2 protein-coding genes and 1 pseudogene are annotated in these 3,141 nt (G+C 61.6%); 2 read left to right on the top strand and 1 reads right to left on the bottom strand.

From position 1 onward, the window contains the following. Together NW860_RS00515 and NW860_RS00510 are read left to right on the top strand one after the other, a co-directional pair. A pseudogene (locus NW860_RS00515) lies at positions 1 to 83 on the top strand (recombination protein RecR); the annotation flags it as partial. Between the two features lie 147 nt (positions 84 to 230). Beyond that, positions 231 to 638, top strand: a complete 408-nt coding sequence (locus tag NW860_RS00510) for a hypothetical protein (RefSeq protein ID WP_414511902.1) — start codon at positions 231 to 233, stop codon at positions 636 to 638. 177 nt (positions 639 to 815) lie between these two features. On the opposite strand, the gene NW860_RS00505 is transcribed toward NW860_RS00510, so the two are convergent. Beyond that, positions 816 to 2,873 (bottom strand): cation:proton antiporter, encoded by a 2,058-nt coding sequence (locus tag NW860_RS00505; protein ID WP_011430215.1) that lies wholly within the window; start codon positions 2,871 to 2,873, stop codon positions 816 to 818. Positions 2,874 to 3,141: the final 268 nt, after the last annotated feature.

Below are 3,141 nucleotides of genomic sequence, written 5' to 3'. Positions count from 1 at the left end.
TTGGCCTGCCCATGGGATCGGAGTTGGAGTATGCCGACGAGGTTACCCTGGCCCGTGCCCTAGAAGCGCGGCAGGAGTTTTAGGCCCAGGTAACTGCGGGCTGGGCTTGCCCAGAGCAAGGTGTCCAACCCTGAAGTTGTTGCTAAGGTGAGGACCACGGGTCTTGTCATGGGATCCCGGCACTTACCTGAGGTCAAGAAAGTTCAACCAGCAACGCGGAGAGGGCAGCGATGGCGGATACGGCACAAACTCACCTCAGCTCAGGCACCGTCCAGGGGCTGGACTATGTAGTTCTGGGAGTGGCCTCTTGCTTCCAACGGGATGAGGACGGTCGCCTCAGGGAGGTGTTGGTGGCCGAGCCGGTTCCCGCCGCCGCCCTGGATTGCCTGGCCCAAGAGCGCCGCAGCACTTCCTACTGCCTTCTCTACGCCACTACTTACGCAGAAGTTGTCGACAACGGGATCCCGACTTTGCCCGCCGATGTTTTCCCGCCAGGGGTGGTGCTGGGAGAAGATTTTGTGGAGCGGCTACAAGCGGCGGCCCGTACGTACCGCAGCAAGCCCCAATTTCGTCACATCCCTCTGCCACCAGGTCTGCACGCCAGAGAGGGGGGTGTTCAAGCTCCATTTCAGCGCTGAGCCGCGGCGGATTCTCAATGCGGCAATGGAAGTGAGGGATGCCGACAACATCAAGCAGCACCCCCACACCCATCAGCATTTCTAAGCCCGCTAGCAGCTATCGCTACCACATCCCTGTTGCCGAAACTAGGCAAATACATCGAGTCCCACCTCAGGGCCTACCCTTGGAAGAGCAGTTTACAGTGGCTCTCCGAGCATGATCAGAGAGCAGGTGAGGCGTTCTAGGAGGCGAGTGGTCGTGTCGCTGAAGGATAGGCTCCCGCTGGGGTTGCGCCGACGAAAAGAGGGCAGCACCACCAGGTCAAATCCTTGGGCCTCCTGCAAGAGGGTTTTGACGACCTCGTCACTGGCCAAGACCTTGACCTGGACGGGGTAGCCCAAGTCTGGCTGTTGGGCTAGGGATAAAAGCTGCGCCTCCAGCCACTGGCGATCGCTTTCGGGGGTGCTGGCGAAGCAGATGTGAAGCAAGGTAACTTCTCCCTGGCTGGCGGCGGCCAAGATCTGGGCTAGGCGCACCGCCCGAGCCGTCTGCGAGCGAAAGTTTTCCAGCACCACCAGGATCCGCCGCAGCTTGTGGGGGGGATGGAGCAGGCGTGCTACGGCAACTGGGCAATGGGCAGCCCAGAGGACGCTGTTGATGACGCTGCCAAAGAGGCGGGCCTGTAAGCGGGTGGGATCGCTCCAGCCCATGACGATGAGGCTGGCGTTCTGCTCACGGCTGGCGTGGCTGATCCCCTGGGCCACGTGGCTGTCGATGCGGCAGAGAGGGGTGACCTCCACCCCAAAGGGCCGACAAAACTCCGTCGCCCGCTTGAGGAGGTGGTCTCCGTGCTCCAGGGAAGTTTGCAGCAAGGGAGAGTCCATGTGCAGGTGGCCGGTCGCCACCGAGAGGGGAACCACCCGCCCGCCCTCCTGCTTGGCCAGGAGGCAGGCCATCTCCAGCAGGTTTTCCTCGGTTTCGGGATTGGCCAGCGGCACCACGACCACGTAGGGCTGGGGAGGCGGCGCTGCGGAGGCGGGAGCGACTCCTGGTGGAGATGGGAACCGACTCTGTTCCTCCTCCATAGCCATTTGCGTGGCCGCCCGACTGGTCAAAATTGGGCCCAGGGTGGCCGTTACCAACATCAACACCACCACGCTGTTGAGCACGTCTGCATTGAGCAACCCCACGCGGTACCCCACCAGGGTTGCCGCCAAGGTAGCCGCCACCTGGGGCAAGGAGAGCGACCACATCATCAGCTTTTGGGTCGGGGTGTAGCGGTAGAGCCACTGACAGAGTTGGGCAGCAGCGTACTTGCTGAGGCCCAGCCCCAGCAGGATACTCAACAGCAGCCAAAGGGAGCTAAGGGTCTGCAAAAAAGCGCGTAGATCAAGCAACAGCCCTATATCCACAAAGAAGACGGGGATGAACAAGATGCTGCCGACAAAGACGATCTTTTCTTTGACAGAGCCCTCCCGCAGCACATCGTTCACGGCCAGCCCCGCCAGAAAGGCGCCGATGATCTTCTCTACCCCAATCCACTGCGCCCCCAGAGCCGCCACAAACAGAGCCAGCAGCACAAACAAAAATTGGTTGCCCTCTTCGCTGCCGGTGACCCGAAAAAACCGCTGCCCCAGCCAGTCCACCCCAAACAGCACAGCAGCCGCATACAGCAGCAGGGATCCCAGCAGCCGCACCAAGCTCCAGAGGGAAAACTCGCCGCCGTGGATGCCGACACAGACCGCCAAGACCAGCAGCGCGGCAATGTCGGTGAAGATGGTGCCGCCGATGGTGACCAGCACCGCCTCGTTTTTCACCAGACCGTAGCGGCTGACGATGGGGTAGCCCAGGGGGGTGTGGGAGGCAAACAGGGATCCCAGCAGGATGGCCGCGTTCCAGCCAAAGCCAAACAGCCGCCCAATGGCGGTGCCCACGGTTAGGGGAATGGCAAAGGTCAACAAGCCAAAGGTGGCAGAGCGGTTGCGGGTCTGCCGAAATTGCTCCAGGTCGATCTCCAGCCCGGCCACAAACAGCAAATAGACCACGCCGATCTCCGAGAGCAACTGCACCGTCGGCAGCTCTGAAGTCAACAGGTTCAGTCCCTGAGGACCCAGGGCGATCCCCGCCACCAAAAGGCCCACCAACCCCGGCAGGCGCAGCCGCTCAAATAGCGGCGGCACCACCAGGATCACCCCCAGCAACAGAGCAAAGGAGAGGATGGGCTCCTCTTGCACAAGTGAGCGTATGGCCTCCATCGGCTAGGCCCCCGGCTGGACGTCTTCCTGATTATGGAGGCAATCTGCCCAAGGGGCCGCAAGGAGATCTGGCCAGCCCCAACCCACCCTCTCTTGCCTGGGGAAGTTCCCGCTGGCAATACCGACTTGTGCCAGCTCTGGATCCTGCAGCAGGGATTTCTTCCAGAACTCGGCAAGCCTTAGAGAAACTGGTGGCTTTCCGGCTGCAACACCACCTCATTGGGCACGGCATTGGCCGGCAGGGTGAGGACAAAGCGAATGGCCTCGG

Source organism: Synechococcus sp. F70.1 (genome assembly GCF_047502745.1).
Lineage (GTDB): Bacteria > Cyanobacteriota > Cyanobacteriia > Thermostichales > Thermostichaceae > Thermostichus.
This window is presented reverse-complemented; position numbering and strand designations above follow the sequence as displayed.